The organism is Paenalcaligenes sp. Me52 (assembly GCF_050487965.1).
Taxonomy (GTDB): domain Bacteria; phylum Pseudomonadota; class Gammaproteobacteria; order Burkholderiales; family Burkholderiaceae_B; genus Paenalcaligenes.
This window is the reverse complement of record NZ_JBKQFO010000001.1, coordinates 987,716-1,002,629: the sequence shown is the minus strand read 5'-3', so window position 1 is coordinate 1,002,629 and position 14,914 is coordinate 987,716. Positions and strand designations below refer to the sequence as shown.

Sequence of the window (14,914 nt, the reverse complement as noted above, 5' to 3'; positions counted from 1 at the left end):
TTACCTTAGAACTGAGAACTTCCAAGCTCTTTACATATACATTCCGCCATTTACATGGACTGTTGTCCCTGTAATGTAGGCAGCATGCGGGCTAGCAAGGAAACTCACAGCGTGGGCAATATCTTCTGGAGCACCTAAACGGCCCAGAGGAATTTGGCTACGTAGTGCGTCAGTTTGTGTTTCACTCAACGCTTTAGTCATATCGGTCTCAATGAAACCTGGCGCTACGCAATTCACCGTAATATTACGACTGCCAAGCTCCCTTGCCAAGGCTCGGGACATTCCTGCCACACCTGCTTTAGCTGCAGCATAATTTGCTTGACCTGCGTTGCCAGAGTAACCCACCACCGACGTGATATTGATGATGCGACCCCAGCGTGCTTTAACCATTGGTTTGATTACTGCACGACTCAAGCGGAAAACCGCTTTCAGGTTGGTGTCCATCACCACATCGTAATCTTCATCTTTCATGCGCATGGTGAGGTTATCACGCGTAATACCGGCGTTATTCACCAGAATATGCGGACCACCATACTGCTCGGTCAGCTCTGCAATCAAAGCATCGCAAGCTTGCGCATCAGTCACATCCAACACCACGCCACGACCACCGCCAGCAGCCAGGTTATCGCTAATTGTTTTAGCACCAGCCTCGGATGTAGCTGTACCAATAACAATAGCGCCTTGTGCTTGCAGTTGCTCGGCAATCGCTTTACCCAAGCCACGGGTTGCCCCAGTGACCAGTGCTACTTTGGATTCTAACAATGCACTCATGATTTATCCTTTTAATGTCGCAATAGCCTGAGCCAGCGAATCGGGGTCGTTCACAGACAGCACTTCCAAGTCACGATCAATACGCTTGATCAGACCAGCTAGCACTTTGCCTGGACCGCATTCCACCACATGGGTAATACCCATGGCTTTCATTTTCTGAATAGTTTCTACCCAACGCACAGCGTGCCATGCCTGACGCACCAAAGCAGAGCGGATAGCCGCAACATCTGCTGGCTCATCTACGTCTACGTTGTTAATCACAGGCACAGAAGGCTCTTGCATGGCCACATCAGCCAATGCACCTTCCAATACGTTCGCCGCAGGCTCCAGCAAGCTAGAGTGGAAAGGAGCAGAAACAGGCAGCAACAGCGCACGTTTAGCGCCTTTTGCTTTAGCCAACTCACATGCACGCTCAACTGCAGCTTTATGACCAGCGATCACAACTTGCGCAGGAGCATTGAAGTTAACGGCCTCTACCACTTCAGACTGAGCCGCTTCAGCACATACGTCGCGTACTGTATCGTCATCCAAGCCCAAAATAGCAGCCATTGCACCCACACCTACGGGTACTGCATCTTGCATAGCGTTGGCACGTATACGCACTAAACGCACAGCATCAGCCAAGCTGAACACGCCAGCGGCTGCCAATGCAGAGTACTCACCCAAGCTGTGACCAGCCATTACTGCTGGAACTGGACCACCCTCTTCTACCCACGCTTTGTACATCGCCAATGAGGCGCTTAACATGGCGGGCTGAGTATTGGTAGTCAGATTTAAATCTTCTGCAGGACCTTCTGCGATCAAGGCACTCAATGACTGCCCTAGCGCCTGATCCGCTTCTGCCATAACCGCTTGTACGGCAGCGTTATCACGCCACGCGTCCAGCATGCCCACAGTTTGCGAACCTTGTCCGGGAAAAACCAAAGCAAATTTCATAGTTGTTTGTCGTAGAGAGTAGTTATTCACTGCGTGTACAGCACGCCGTACAGGCATCTTATTATAGGTTTACATGCGCACCAGCACAGAACCCCACGTAAAACCACCGCCCACGCCTTGCAGCAAGGCCAGTTTACCCGGCACTAGACGACCATCTTTACGGGCCGCATCTAACGCCAACGGTACACTGGCAGCAGAGGTATTCGCATGCTTGTCCAGTGTCACAACTATCTTATCGTCCGACACACCTAACTTGCGACCCAAGAAGCTCAGGATACGCAGGTTTGCTTGGTGAGGGATCATGTAATCAATTTCTTCTAGCGCCACACCCGCTTCTTCGCACACCTGGTGTGCAGATTGGGTTAACGCGTTCACGGCAAATTTAAATACTGCTTGCCCATCCATGCGCAAGAAAGGATCGCCCACCACTTCACCGTAGGAGACATTACCTGCTGCGCTCAAAATAGGCATTTTGGTACCATCAGCATGCAGTTTTGCTGCCAAGATACCTGGTTCTTCGCTAGCACTTAGCACAACCGCACCCGCACCATCACCAAACAACACGCAGGTGCTGCGGTCATTCCAATCAAGGATGCTAGAGAAGGTTTCTGCACCAATCACCAATACTTTTTTGGCTCTACCTGCTTTGATGTAAACCTCAGCAGTAGTCAGCGCATAAACAAAGCCACTACAAACAGCTTGCACATCAAAGGCAGCTGCATTTACGGCTTCAATATTGGCTTGCACCAGACAAGCGGTGCTAGGAAATACAAAATCAGGCGTAGAAGTGGCCAACACGATTAGATCGATGTCTGCGGCTTGAACGCCAGCATCTTCTAAAGCAGCTTTAGCTGCTAATGTTGCCAACTCACTGGTTTTTACGCCCCGCTCTGCCAAGTGACGCTGCTGTATACCAGTGCGCTCACGTATCCACTGATCGGATGTTTCCACGCCACGGGTAGCCAGATCGGCCGCCAAATCATCGTTGGAAACCACCTTGGGAGGCAGATAGCTACCTGACCCAATTATTTTGGCATAGGGCATATACATAAATTCCTGAATACGTTACTGAGGACTTACCGTAGATGAGTGTACATCAAGAACAGGCTCATCCATCTTGTCTTCATTTGAGCACTGTAGACGTGCAATTGCTGCAGCCGTCCCTTCCAACAAACCGTTTTTCACGGCTTGGCGTGCTCGCTCTAACGCATAACCATAGGCATAAGCATCTGCCGAGCCATGGCTTTTAATAACAATACCGCGCAAACCCAGCAAGGCCGCGCCATTGTATTGCCGGTTATCAACCCGTTTACCCAAACGTTTCAATACCGGTTTGGCAACTAGACCTGCAGTCATGCTCAGTGCATCACGCGTAAATTCTTCACGCAACATACTGGCTACCATTTTAGCCAGCCCTTCCATAGACTTCAGAACCACATTCCCAACAAAACCATCACAGACCACAATATCTACACTACCTTTACAGATATCGTCACCTTCCACGTTACCTTGGAAGTTCAGTCCGCTATGGCGTAGCAACTCTGCCGCTTGTTTCACGACATCGTTGCCTTTAATCACTTCTTCACCGATATTAAGCAGCCCCACTGTAGGACGCTCTCGCCCCTCTACAGCGGCCACCAATGCTGTACCCATGATCGCAAACTGCAATAAGTGCTCTGCACTACAGTCTACGTTAGCACCCAAATCCAATACAGTGGTTGCCCCACCCTTGGAGTTTGGGATAGGCGCCGCTATAGCTGGCCTATCAATGCCTTCCAGAGTTTTCAGCACATACCGGCTGATTGCCATCCATGCACCCGTATTTCCCGCAGAAATACAGGCACCTGCCAAACCGTCTTTAACGGCCTGAGCAGCTACACGCATGGAGGAATCTTTTTTACGGCGCAAAGCCACCTCAACAGAGTCGTCCATAGTGACGACTTCTGAAGCAGGCAGGATTTGATACCAGTCATCTGACCGGTTACCTTCAGCGGCAAGCTGAGCCTTGATAGCATCAGCATCACCCACCAGCAGGCATAGAGTATCCAAGTGCCGTTGCGAAAACTGCATGGCAGCAGGAATAGTTACAGGTAAACCTGTATCCCCGCCCATGCAGTCAATGGCGATACGTATTGTTTTTTGTGACATCAAGCGCGCAAACTAGGTGATTGCGAAGCACTCAACAACGCATTAATCGTCGTTTTTAGTATTCAGAACTTTACGGCCACGGTATACGCCGTTAGGGCTGATGTGGTGACGCAAGTGCATTTCACCTGTAGTTGGCTCGATAGCCGTTGCTGGCCCAGTCAACGAATCGTGTGAACGACGCATGCCACGACGTGAAGGGCTCTTTTTGTTTTGCTGAACAGCCATGATGACTCCTGTATACAGGGCAAACCATAAAAAGGCGGTCTACCCTACAAAAAAAATAAATACAAAAAATGAGCTAAGACTTTTTAAGCTTGCCCAACACTGCAAATGGATTGGGTTTCTCTGTTTCCAGCCCGGACGCATCCTCTTCGGACAACTCTCCAGGTAAAGACGGACATACATCATGGCGCGGAATATACGGCAACGCCAAAATGACCTCGTCTTCAATCAATCCAAACAAATCTAGATTTAGCGACGCCAAGACACGATCAGGTGTCTCTACATCATCCTCATCCTCATCCAGCTCGGCTTCCGTGTTCACCACTTCAAAAAGAGTGTCCACCACCACTGGATATTCGTAATCTTGCAGACAACGTTGACACTGCAAGAACATGGAACCGTTCACACTCAAACGAATAAAACGGCGTTCTGTCGTGTCTACACTACCCGAAGCAGACCAATTAAACACCTGGCCCCGCTGCGGCACAAGACCTTCTATGGCGCGAGCAAGCTTTTCTGCAGCTATCTGCCCCGTTTTAGTCTCGTGTTGTTGTGTAAATGTAAAGGTATCCAGAAGGTATTGCTCGGTACTCACAATGGCCTCCGGCATTCCAATAGTAAGGAAAACGTTAGATAATACAGTGCGTAGAGCAGAACCGTCAAACTTTTCACACCAAAAATCACTTATGCGTCTGATTCTGGCATCCAGTTCCCCCTATCGTCGCGAGATGCTTCAGCGACTCGCCCTTAACTTCGACATTATCGCACCAAACATAGACGAAACGCCACTATCAGGTGAACTCCCCGATGCCTTGGCATTGCGCCTTGCCAAAGAAAAAGCACTGGCCATTGCTCAGCAGCATCCTGAGGCTGTAGTAATAGGCTGTGACCAAGTTGCCACGTTAGGAACACTACCTATCGGCAAAGCAGGTTCGCACGACAAGGCTTTTGCACAGCTACAGCAACTAAGCGGCAAAACTATTGTGTTCCACAGCGCGCTCTGTGTTGTTCACCGCGACACCATACTCATTGATAGCGTGCCTACACATTGCGCATTTCGTACGCTAAGCGATGACGAGATTACACATTACTTGCTGCACGACAAACCTTACGATACCGCCGGCAGCGCCAAAGCCGAAAGCCTAGGTATCGCGCTGATGGATAGCATGCAGTCTGACGATCCCACCGCCATTATTGGCTTGCCGCTGATACGCTTGAACCAATTCCTGCGCCAAGTAGGCATCAACCCCCTTAACCCCACACGCTAACTTACTGGGAACTTATTGTGACTACAGGTCAACTTCACCTCATCCCCGTCGGTTTAGGCGACAGCCCCATACAAAATTGGCTGCCGGCTCAAACCCAGCAGCTTGCGCAATCGCTGACTATTTATATTGCAGAAAATGCCAAAACCGCCCGTGCTTTCCTGAAGCAAGTGGAAACCACCACGCCCATACAAGAAATCACCATTCATACGCTAGATAAGCGCGGCACATCTGCGCAACAAATTCGTGAATGGCTGCAACCACTAAAAGACGGTGCAAATATAGGTTTGGTATCCGAGGCTGGCTGCCCTGCAGTAGCTGACCCTGGCGCTGCCGTAGTTGCTGCAGCACATACCATGGGTATTGAAGTCGTACCCCACGTAGGGCCATCTTCTATTTTGCTAGGCCTAATGGCCAGCGGCCTAGATGGGCAACAATTCGCATTTCACGGCTACCCACCAGTAAATGCCGCTGAGCGCAGCAAAACACTAAAAGACTGGGAAGCCAACTCGCGCAAACACCACCAGACCCAGCTATTTATTGAAACCCCTTACCGAAACGAAGCGGTATTCAGCGCCCTACTTAGTACGCTACAACCCACCACTCGTTTGTGTATAGGTCGCGCCCTAACCACAGCCGATCAGTGGATTTGCACACGCACTGTTGCGCAGTGGGCCAAAGCCAGCCCACCCGAGTTCAACAAACAACCTACTATCTTTTTGTTTCTAGCGTAGGCCAACCCTAGACACGCGCTAACAGCAATTCACGCATGGCGGCTACCTTATCCACTTGGAACGTAGGAGTCGCTTTGCTAAGCGTATCGGGGTCATGCGCCCCATAACTTACGGCTAGACTATCCATACCCGCATTTTGCGCCATATGCACATCATGCGTGGTATCACCCACCATAATCACCTGATCCACAGGCAGTTGCATTTCATCCAACAACTCATGCAACATTTGTGGATGCGGTTTACTTTGCGTTTCGTCCGCACAACGTGTGGCGTAGAAGTACTTATCCAACCCCACATTAACCAGCAATCTATCCAAGCCGGGACGACTTTTACCGGTAGCCACCGCCAGCAGCACATCACGCTCTTTAAGCTCATCCATCATGCTTTGCATGCCATCGAACAATTTCAACTGCAAATCACGTTGGAAAAAATGATGACGGTAACGCTCGATAAAATCAGGCATCTGTTCAGCATTCAGGTCTGGCACCACTCTATATAGAGCAGCCTCTAAAGATAGACCAATCACCCAGCTTGCAATAGCACCACTAGGCACTGGCAGACCCAGATCAGCACTCGCCAACTGAATAGCCGTCACAATGGCGTGGGTAGAATCCATCACCGTACCATCCCAATCGAACACCACTGCGCGGTACTGCTTCATTCTGCTTTCTCCAAAATTTTCATAATTGCCAAACACTCGGCAGGCAACGGCGCTTCCAGCTCTAACAACTCACCCGACACCGGATGCGCCATCTCTACCCTACCTGCGTGCAAGAACATACGTTTAAAGCCCAATCTAGAAAAATGCTCACGCACCTCATCTGAGCCGTACTTATCATCGCCCACCAATGGGAAACCGGCGTTAGCCAAGTGCACACGAATCTGGTGGGTGCGCCCTGTACGCAAATCAGCCTCCACCAAACTATAGCGCCCAAAACGTTTCAATAAATTGACAATGGTATGCGAAGGCTTACCTTCCGGATCCACACGCACACGTCGCTCACCCGATGCCGTCATCCAACGCAACAACGGTTCACGCAAGTGCTGCCTATCATTCACCCAATCACCGGTCACCAGCGCTTGATAGTATTTACGTACTACACCTTCACGGAACATGTCGTGCAAACGCACCAACGCTTTACGACTCTTGGCAATCACCAACAAACCAGAGGTATCTCTATCCAGCCTGTGCGCCAACTCCAAAACACGCTCTTCTGGACGCGCCGCTCGCAGTTGCTCAATCACACCAAACGACACACCGCTACCGCCGTGAACCGCTACACCTTCTGGTTTATCGATCACCAGAATATCGCGATCCTCAAACACAATAGGAAACACCGCTGGAGGAACCGGTCTAGGTGCATCCGCTTGTGGCAAACGCATGGGGGGCACACGCAACACATCGCCCGCCTCCAACCTGTACTCGCTGCTTACCCGTCCTTTATTCACGCGTACTTGCCCACTACGTATGGCGCGGTAAATATGGCTTTTGGGAACACCCTTACAAAGGCGCAGCAGATAATTATCAACGCGCTGCCCCGCTTCCTCCGCCTCAATTTCCACGAAACGGACGGCTACAACGCCTTTTTCACTATCTAATGGTTTGCTCATGCACAAAAGAGGCATATAATCGCCTCAGCCTATGAAAACTGTGACACCGTCATACGTAGAGATGCAAAGGGTGCGTCTCCGTAGACGACAAAGGTCTAATTGTACTGCCTTAGTGCCAGTTTTCGGGGTCATTTAGTCGCCGGGGCGAGCTCACTGTTCCTGCAAGCACAGAATCTGCATGGCAAACATGACTGCTTGTGTCCCGCGTGCGGCACTGAATTATCTGCGAAAAGTCGTCGCTCTTTAGAATTTAGCACCAGACACGAGCAAAACCCGGGTCTGGCCATTGTTCCAGCAAATATTTTTTGTCAACCACACACGTGATCCTGACCATCCTGCTGCCTGAACCTCGCTCATACATGGGCTCATTGCCCCCACGACAGATTATGGTGGGCACGGCCTGACTCATCTTGGCCCTAGCCCCCTTGCAGTGACAGTGCTACACACTGAGTGACCCGCGGTCGTGCGTTAGCAATAGCGCACCATGACTACGGAGAATTACTCATGAAACGCATGTTGTTCAATGCAACGCATCAAGAAGAATTACGCGTTGCCATTGTCGACGGTCAGAAACTGATTGACCTCGATATAGAAGCCGCCGGCCGCGAACAGCGTAAAGGCAACATCTACAAAGGGGTGATTACCCGCATTGAACCCGGTCTGGAAGCTTGCTTTGTCAGCTACGGGGAAGAGCGCCACGGTTTTCTGCCCTTCAAAGAAGTTGCCCGCACCTACTTCAAGGAAGGTGTAGACGTACGTACAGCCCGCATTCAAGATGCGCTGCACGAAGGCCAAGAACTGATCATTCAAGTAGAAAAAGAAGAACGTGGGAACAAGGGCGCAGCCCTCACCACGTTTATCTCTCTGGCTGGTCGTTACTTGGTCTTGATGCCTAACAATCCACGCGGAGGCGGTGTTTCCCGTCGCGTGGAAGGCGAAGACCGTCAAGAGCTACGCGAAGCCATCGACCAACTGTCTATTCCTGGCGGCATGAGCATCATTGCTCGTACAGCCGGTATTGGTCGTAGCGTAGAAGAGCTGCAATGGGATTTAAACTACCTACTGCAACTCTGGACCGCCATTGACACAGCTGCACGCGATAACCGTGCACCTATACTGATTTACTTGGAATCCAGCTTGGTAATCCGCGCTATTCGCGATTACTTCTCCCAAGATATCGGTGAAATCCTGATCGATACCGATGACATTTACGAGCAAGCCACTGCCTTTATGAGCGTAGTGATGCCCGATAATGTGCAGCGTGTAAAACGCTATCGTGATGACATTCCGCTGTTCTCACGCTTCCAAATCGAAAACCAAATCGAAACCGCGTACTCTCGTACCGTGCAACTGCCATCCGGTGGTGCTGTGGTTATCGACCACACCGAAGCACTAGTTGCCATCGACGTGAACTCGGCACGCTCCACTCGTGGCGCAGACATCGAGGAAACCGCTCTACGCACCAACCAAGAAGCAGCAGATGAAGTTGCCCGCCAGTTACGTTTGCGTGACTTGGGTGGTCTGATCGTTATCGACTTTATCGATATGGAAGACAGCAAAAACCAGCGTGCCGTTGAGCAACGTCTGCGTGATGCGCTGCACTTGGATCGAGCCCGTGTACAAATGGGCAAAATTTCGCGCTTTGGCTTGATGGAGCTTTCCCGTCAGCGTCTGCGCCCTGCCTTGAACGAAGGCTCCCATATCACTTGCCCTCGCTGTACAGGTACTGGCGTGATTCGCGATGCCGAATCCAGCGCTCTGCACGTACTACGTCTGCTGCAAGAAGAGGCCATGAAAGAAGGTACGGCCGCCATCAACGCCCAAGTGCCTGTTGATGTGGCCACCTACCTGCTGAACGAAAAACGCGCTGATGTTTCCAAAATTGAATCTCGCTTGAACATCAAGCTGACATTGATTCCAAACAAAAACCTGGAAACGCCTCACCACATTATCGAACGCCTGCGTCACGATGACACACGCCTTGATGATGTAGTGTCTAGCTACCAGCAAGTACAGCAAGCTGAACAAACCACAGCACAACCTGCTACGCGCGCACAAGAAACCAAGAGTCGCCCTGAAGCACTGGTTAAAGGCATTACACCTGCCCAACCAGCGCCTACACCAGCTCCTGTTGCTAAAGCCGCACCAAGCTTCTGGAAACGTCTGGCCACATGGTTATTTGGTGAGAAAACACCAGAGCCCGATGCCAGCACCGCTAAGAACGCTAAGAAAACAGGCCGTCGCCCAGCGAATGCTTCCACCAAAGGTGGCGAGCGCAATCCTGAGCAACAACGCCAACGTCAACGCCAACGTCGCTCATCCCGACCAAACAGCGATGAGCGCGCCGACAAAACAGTAAGCACCACAGCTAACAACAACCCTCAAGGTCGCCGCAACGCACCTAAAGAAGAGAAAAACGACGAACAGTTGGCAACACCAGTAGCTGCCGTCAGCGCACCAGCTGCCGACCAAGCCTCTGGCGAAACCTCTACAGGTTCCCGTCGTCGCCGTGGTAGCCGTGGTCGTCGTCGTGACAACAACGCTGAGGCAAACAAAGCTAACGAACAAGATTTGGATCTGCAAGAGGGTACAACTTCCGAAGCTGAAACCGCAGTTGCCCCTAGCCCAGTAATTGCTAAAGACACTGCACAAGACGCCGATACCAATACAGATAGCATCGATAACGAAGAAGGAGCAGAAGGCGATGGTAGCGATACTGAGCGCCGTCGCAGCCGTCGTCGTCGCAGCCGTCGTGGCCGTCGTGGTACAGAGCAAAACGCTAACAGTACAGATGCTGTTGAAAGTGAGGATAGCGTCGTTACAGATGGTGAAACTGTGGTGACTTATGTACCACATCAAACACCAAGCTTTGATGCCAACGCATTGATTGACACCCCTCAAGACGAGGCTGCTGCTGAGACTGCCGTTGCTACTGAAGTTGCACAACCTAGCGATAACAATCCTGCAATCGCTGCTACACAACAAGCTGAGTTGCCTTTGGCTACAGAGGCCTCTGACACCGTAGTTGCTGATGAGCCTGTTAAAGTACAAGCAGCTCCTGTTGCTGTGGCCGAGCTGGCACAATCATCCGGTCTGACCATGATTGAAACTCGCGCAGAAAGCCTAGCCGATGCAGCCAACGCACAAGCCGAGGTTGAGTCTGCTCCTAAACGCGCTCCACGCACTCGTAAAGCTACTGCTGCTGTTGTTGCTGAACCATTGGTACAGATCGAAACACAAGCTGACGAACCCGCTGCAGAACTTAACGCTGAGCCAGCCCCAATCGCTGACGATGTAGCTCCTGCAGTTGCTGACGCTGATGTTTCAACAGAAACCGTAACAGCGACTGACATCTCTGCGGCTGCTGAGTCTGTAGCTGAAGTAGTAGAACACGCTACTGATGCTGTAGAGCCTACATCTACAGACGTAGCATCTGTAGAAGAAAGCCATGCAGCGATAGAGCCTGCTCAAACTGAAGCCACTGAGGTAGAAAGCCCAGCCATCGTTGCAGAAGTGGCTCCTGTCGTTGCTGAAGTACATGCAGAGGAACAACAAGTCGCTGCAACAGAGACCAGCTCTATTGCACACAACAACGTTGCCCTGGATACACAGCTAGAACAAGCTGGTCTACAGTTGGTAGAGACATCCGTCACCACTAGCTTTAGTTACCAAGCAGCTCCCGTAAAACTGGGGCGTCCACGTAAATCTGCTGCACAAGCTCCTGCTGCAGAACCACTGGAACAGGTTGAAACCAGCCATTCCTAAGACGTAGCACGCTGTACAAAAAACCCTCTTTGCAAAACAAAGAGGGTTTTTTTATTGGCTATGACAGAACGGTGTACTCACGCATCCCGGAAATAGCGCTGAAACTAGGCCAGCCCATCGCTCTTAGCGCACACACCTCAGCGCATGCTTCTTCCACTCTGCGCACCACCACTACCTACAGCCAAGTGAGCAGAAGCCTTCAATACCCCCCTTAGCCATCAGACAGCCGCTTTTACCCTGAACACACAAGAAGAGACCTCGCCACCAAATACAAAAAGGGCTGAGAAGCTCAGAATCGCGCGCTACACGCATTCTTCACCTACTCAACCCTTTGATGTGTAGCAGAGCATTATCGCCCTGCCACGGCATTCTTAATGGCGTTTACGCCTTATGCACAGCCTCTGCCGGCTGACGCGTCAACAAGGCAATCAAACTAGCAATCTCGTTTTGCATCTCGCGTCTATCTACAACCATATCGATAGCGCCTTTTTGCATCAAGAACTCAGCACGCTGGAAACCTTCTGGCAATTTCTCACGTACAGTTTGCTCAATCACACGCGGACCCGCAAAACCGATCAAGGCATTAGGTTCAGCCATCACCACATCGCCCATAAAGGCAAAACTGGCTGATACACCGCCCATAGTTGGGTCAGTGAGAACACTAATGAATGGCAAACCAGCTTCAGATAGTTTGCACAACATGGCATTTGTTTTCGCCATCTGCATCAACGAGAACAGACTCTCTTGCATACGTGCACCGCCAGAGGCAGTCACACACACAAACGCAGAACGGGATTCAATAGCCGCCTGAACACCGCGCACAAAACGCTCACCCACTACAGACCCCATGGAACCAGCCATGAAATCGAAGTTAAATACAGCAGCTACGGCTGGCACGCCCAAAATCGTACCTTGCATAACTACCATGGCTTCGCTTTCGCCTGTATCACGGGTAGCTTGAGCAATACGATCAGGGTATTTTTTGGAGTCGCGGAACTTCAGCGGATCCATTGGACGGGTATTGGAACCGATTTCTACCCTACCCTCTGCATCCAGCAGCACGTCGATACGATCGCGTGCATTGATACGCATATGGTGTGAGCACTTAGGACATACATGCGATGTGGCCTGCAAGTCTTCTTTGTACAGCACCACCTCACACGACGGGCATTTCACCCATAGCCCTTCGGGAACCCGACGACTGCTTTCGTTGTTACGATTAATGCGTGGAGGCAGAATTTTCTGGAGCCAACTCATGGTGTGATCCTGATAGTAGACGACGCCGCTCACGCCGCCAGCAAATTTTTAACAACATGCACGAATGCAAAAACACAAGTGCATGATTCTATACGGAGAAGCCCTTGTTACGCTAGTTCAATGCTTGTCGAACTTGCGCTAACCACTGTGATGCAGCCTGAATAGCTTGGTCATCACTGTTGTTTTGGGCGTAAGCTGCCTCCATGGTTTCAATCAGCTTGCTGCCGATTACCACAGCGTCCGCACACTCCCCTACTCGCTTGGCGCTTTCAGCATCGCGTATACCGAACCCTACGCCTACAGGAATATGTACGTGCTTACGAATAACTTCCAATTGGCGTGCTACGGCATCGGTATCCAAACTACCAGAACCGGTCACACCTTTTAGAGACACATAATACACGTAACCCCTCGCTACCTTAGCGGTGCTTTGCATACGCGCTTCAGTAGAAGTAGGGGCTAATAGGAAAATCGGATCTACACCTGCTTTGCTCAACATGCCAGCAAACTCTTGGCATTCCTCAGGCGGGTAATCCACGGTCAACACACCGTCCACCCCAGCTTCACCAGCGGCTTGCGCAAAATGCTCTTGCCCCATGGCTTCTATAGGATTGGCATAGCCCATCAAGACTATAGGCGTAGTGTTATCTTGTTTACGGAACTCACGCACCATATCCAACACCATGCTCAGACTAACGCCACGCGCCACAGCGCGCTCTGCTGCACGTTGGATAACGGGGCCGTCAGCCATAGGATCAGAGAAAGGCACGCCCATCTCGATCACATCAGCTCCTGCCTTAACCAGCTCATGCATCAAAGGGACCGTTACGGTCAAAGAAGGATCACCAGCAGTGATATAAGGAATCAAGGCTGCGCGGTCTTCCAGCTTCGCAAAACAATTGGCCAGGCGTATATTTTTTGTTTCTGACATAGTTAAATCCCGAACCTTACAAGGTGATACCGCTGAACTCAGCAACGGTATGCATATCTTTATCACCACGGCCGGACAAGCTGACCAGAATGATTTTGTCGGACGACAATGTAGGTGCCATACGCGCTGCACATGCCAAAGCATGCGAGGACTCTAGCGCGGGCATAATACCCTCTACACGGCAGCAATGATGAAAGGCTTGCAGTGCTTCGTCGTCGTTCACAATTTGATAGTTCGCACGGCCACTATCCTTCAACCACGCATGCTCAGGCCCCACACCGGGGTAATCCAAACCTGCCGAGATTGAGTGCGTTGCTTGAATTTGGCCAGCAGCATCTTGCAGCACATAGGTACGGTTACCGTGCAACACACCCACCGTGCCAGCATTTAGAGACGCTGCATGCTCTGGGGTATCGATACCACGACCACCTGCCTCTACGCCTACTAACTTCACATCGTCGTAGTTGATGTAAGGATAAAAGATCCCCATGGCATTAGAACCACCACCTACCGCCGCCACCACATAATCAGGTTGGCGACCAGCATCTACTGGCATCTGCTCAATACACTCTTCGCCAATCACACTCTGGAAATCGCGAACCATCATGGGATAAGGGTGTGGACCAGCCACAGTACCAATAATGTAGAAAGTATTTTCTACATTGGTTACCCAATCGCGCATGGCTTCATTCAGCGCATCTTTAAGCGTACGGGAACCAGACTCTACAGGCACTACAGTTGCACCCAGCAGTTTCATGCGGTAGACGTTGGCGGCTTGTCGGCGTACGTCTTCGCTGCCCATGTACACTACACATTCCAAACCATAGCGAGCAGCAACAGTCGCTGTCGCAACGCCGTGTTGACCAGCGCCGGTTTCAGCAATGATGCGGGTTTTGCCCATACGCTTGGCCAACAAAATTTGGCCAATACAGTTATTTACCTTGTGTGCACCAGTATGGTTCAAGTCTTCGCGTTTAAACCAAATCTGTGCACCACCAAGCTCTTCCGACCATCGACGTGCGTGATACACCGGAGACGGACGCCCTACAAAGTGCTTAAGCTCGTAAGCAAACTCCCGTTGGAATTCGGGATCTTCTTTGTAACGGTCGTAGGCCTCGCGCAATTCATCCAGCGCATGTACCAATGTTTCAGAGACGAAAGAACCACCAAACTTGCCAAAATGGCCGGTGCTGTCAGGTAAGGTATACGATTTCAAGGGTTTACTCGCTTTTATCAGAACCACAGCAATACGAGCCTGCTCCAGACTCGTAGCC

At 51.0% G+C, this 14,914-nt stretch carries 14 protein-coding genes; 3 read left to right on the top strand and 11 right to left on the bottom strand.

The features are described from left to right. Positions 1 to 30: 30 nt before the first annotated feature. From fabG to ACLO87_RS04635, 6 genes are all read right to left on the bottom strand, one after another. Complete coding sequence (fabG, locus tag ACLO87_RS04660; RefSeq protein WP_135861707.1) at positions 31 to 771, bottom strand: 3-oxoacyl-ACP reductase FabG; 741 nt, start codon at positions 769 to 771, stop codon at positions 31 to 33. Positions 772 to 774: 3 nt separating this feature from the next. Continuing rightward, on the bottom strand, positions 775 to 1,707 hold the full coding sequence (fabD, locus tag ACLO87_RS04655) for an ACP S-malonyltransferase (protein WP_135861706.1): 933 nt from the start codon (positions 1,705 to 1,707) through the stop codon (positions 775 to 777). A gap of 69 nt (positions 1,708 to 1,776) precedes the next feature. After that, entirely contained in the window at positions 1,777 to 2,751 is a 975-nt protein-coding gene (locus ACLO87_RS04650; RefSeq protein ID WP_430222906.1) for a beta-ketoacyl-ACP synthase III, read from the bottom strand. 21 nt (positions 2,752 to 2,772) lie between these two features. Continuing rightward, positions 2,773 to 3,855, bottom strand: coding sequence for a phosphate acyltransferase PlsX (plsX, locus tag ACLO87_RS04645; protein WP_135861704.1), 1,083 nt, complete (start codon positions 3,853 to 3,855; stop codon positions 2,773 to 2,775). A 42-nt stretch (positions 3,856 to 3,897) separates the two neighbouring features. Next, a complete protein-coding gene (rpmF, locus tag ACLO87_RS04640) occupies positions 3,898 to 4,080 on the bottom strand; it encodes a 50S ribosomal protein L32 (RefSeq protein WP_135861703.1) in 183 nt (60 codons plus the stop codon). 73 nt (positions 4,081 to 4,153) lie between these two features. Then, positions 4,154 to 4,672: a YceD family protein gene (locus ACLO87_RS04635; protein WP_168246784.1), complete on the bottom strand. Its 519-nt coding sequence runs from the start codon at positions 4,670 to 4,672 to the stop codon at positions 4,154 to 4,156. A gap of 91 nt (positions 4,673 to 4,763) precedes the next feature. On the opposite strand from ACLO87_RS04635, the gene ACLO87_RS04630 reads away from it, so the two are divergent. Then, positions 4,764 to 5,345: a Maf family nucleotide pyrophosphatase gene (locus ACLO87_RS04630; protein WP_430222905.1), complete on the top strand. Its 582-nt coding sequence runs from the start codon at positions 4,764 to 4,766 to the stop codon at positions 5,343 to 5,345. 17 nt (positions 5,346 to 5,362) lie between these two features. Then, positions 5,363 to 6,076, top strand: a complete 714-nt coding sequence (locus ACLO87_RS04625; protein WP_430222904.1) for an SAM-dependent methyltransferase — start codon at positions 5,363 to 5,365, stop codon at positions 6,074 to 6,076. Between the two features lie 7 nt (positions 6,077 to 6,083). Here the strand turns inward: ACLO87_RS04625 and ACLO87_RS04620 are convergent, their stop codons facing one another. After that, a complete protein-coding gene (locus tag ACLO87_RS04620; RefSeq protein ID WP_135861699.1) occupies positions 6,084 to 6,737 on the bottom strand; it encodes an HAD family hydrolase in 654 nt (217 codons plus the stop codon). Continuing rightward, on the bottom strand, positions 6,734 to 7,702 hold the full coding sequence (locus tag ACLO87_RS04615) for an RluA family pseudouridine synthase (RefSeq protein WP_430222903.1): 969 nt from the start codon (positions 7,700 to 7,702) through the stop codon (positions 6,734 to 6,736). The genes ACLO87_RS04620 and ACLO87_RS04615 overlap by 4 nt, the downstream gene beginning before the upstream one ends. Before the next feature lie 489 nt (positions 7,703 to 8,191). Between ACLO87_RS04615 and ACLO87_RS04610 the strand changes: the two genes are divergently transcribed. Further along, positions 8,192 to 11,452: a ribonuclease E/G gene (locus ACLO87_RS04610; RefSeq protein WP_430222902.1), complete on the top strand. Its 3,261-nt coding sequence runs from the start codon at positions 8,192 to 8,194 to the stop codon at positions 11,450 to 11,452. 381 nt (positions 11,453 to 11,833) lie between these two features. Here the strand turns inward: ACLO87_RS04610 and accD are convergent, their stop codons facing one another. The 3 genes from accD to trpB all read right to left on the bottom strand — a co-directional run bounded on the left by accD (position 11,834) and on the right by trpB (position 14,856). Further along, positions 11,834 to 12,709 (bottom strand): acetyl-CoA carboxylase, carboxyltransferase subunit beta, encoded by an 876-nt coding sequence (gene accD / locus ACLO87_RS04605; protein WP_135861696.1) that lies wholly within the window; start codon positions 12,707 to 12,709, stop codon positions 11,834 to 11,836. A gap of 112 nt (positions 12,710 to 12,821) precedes the next feature. Continuing rightward, on the bottom strand, positions 12,822 to 13,640 hold the full coding sequence (gene trpA, locus ACLO87_RS04600) for a tryptophan synthase subunit alpha (RefSeq protein WP_135861695.1): 819 nt from the start codon (positions 13,638 to 13,640) through the stop codon (positions 12,822 to 12,824). Positions 13,641 to 13,656: 16 nt separating this feature from the next. Next, positions 13,657 to 14,856 carry a tryptophan synthase subunit beta gene (trpB, locus tag ACLO87_RS04595; RefSeq protein WP_135861724.1) on the bottom strand — a complete coding sequence of 400 codons (1,200 nt, stop codon included), beginning with the start codon at positions 14,854 to 14,856 and terminating at the stop codon, positions 13,657 to 13,659. Positions 14,857 to 14,914: the final 58 nt, after the last annotated feature.

Excerpts from the sequence above, each read along its gene's own strand:
- fabG (WP_135861707.1), bottom strand. The coding sequence starts at position 771 with ATGAGTGCATTGTTAGAATCCAAAGTAGCACTGGTCACTGGGGCAACC.
- fabD (WP_135861706.1), bottom strand. The coding sequence starts at position 1,707 with ATGAAATTTGCTTTGGTTTTTCCCGGACAAGGTTCGCAAACTGTGGGC.
- ACLO87_RS04650 (WP_430222906.1), bottom strand. The coding sequence starts at position 2,751 with ATGCCCTATGCCAAAATAATTGGGTCAGGTAGCTATCTGCCTCCCAAG.
- plsX (WP_135861704.1), bottom strand. The coding sequence starts at position 3,855 with ATGTCACAAAAAACAATACGTATCGCCATTGACTGCATGGGCGGGGAT.
- rpmF (WP_135861703.1), bottom strand. The coding sequence starts at position 4,080 with ATGGCTGTTCAGCAAAACAAAAAGAGCCCTTCACGTCGTGGCATGCGT.
- ACLO87_RS04630 (WP_430222905.1), top strand. The coding sequence starts at position 4,764 with ATGCGTCTGATTCTGGCATCCAGTTCCCCCTATCGTCGCGAGATGCTT.
- ACLO87_RS04620 (WP_135861699.1), bottom strand. The coding sequence starts at position 6,737 with ATGAAGCAGTACCGCGCAGTGGTGTTCGATTGGGATGGTACGGTGATG.
- ACLO87_RS04615 (WP_430222903.1), bottom strand. The coding sequence starts at position 7,702 with ATGCCTCTTTTGTGCATGAGCAAACCATTAGATAGTGAAAAAGGCGTT.
- ACLO87_RS04610 (WP_430222902.1), top strand. The coding sequence starts at position 8,192 with ATGAAACGCATGTTGTTCAATGCAACGCATCAAGAAGAATTACGCGTT.
- accD (WP_135861696.1), bottom strand. The coding sequence starts at position 12,709 with ATGAGTTGGCTCCAGAAAATTCTGCCTCCACGCATTAATCGTAACAAC.
- trpA (WP_135861695.1), bottom strand. The coding sequence starts at position 13,640 with ATGTCAGAAACAAAAAATATACGCCTGGCCAATTGTTTTGCGAAGCTG.